Below are 329 nucleotides of genomic sequence, written 5' to 3' on the forward strand. Positions count from 1 at the left end.
GGACAGCTTGTCAGCGGGCAAGGTAGAAGCAAACTGCCAAGCCTTGCGCCCCATGGCGTCGTAGCCAAAGCAACTGGTGAGTTTGCCCTGGGTGCGGTAGACCTCACGGTGCAGGTCATCGCGCTCCATGTCGCTGATCACTTGGCCGTCCAGGTTCAACTGGTGCAGGTGACCGCTGCCATAGTACAGGTGGTTGACCTTGCGCCCATCCGGCAGGGTCAGAGTGGTCAGATTGCTGAGCGGATCGTACTCATAACCCAGCGTGCCATCGGGCGTGATCTCTTTCGCCAGTCTTCCCAACACATCGTAGGCGTACGCCAGCTTTTCCT

1 protein-coding gene is annotated in these 329 nt (G+C 59.0%); it reads right to left on the bottom strand.

All coding sequences use genetic code 11. From position 1 onward, the window contains the following. On the bottom strand, positions 1-329 hold a 329-nt coding region (locus tag ACK59H_RS23035), incomplete at both ends, for an RHS repeat domain-containing protein (protein ID WP_409265004.1).

Source organism: Pseudomonas sp. KCJK9000, from assembly GCF_046230725.1.
Classification (GTDB): domain Bacteria; phylum Pseudomonadota; class Gammaproteobacteria; order Pseudomonadales; family Pseudomonadaceae; genus Aquipseudomonas; species Aquipseudomonas promysalinigenes.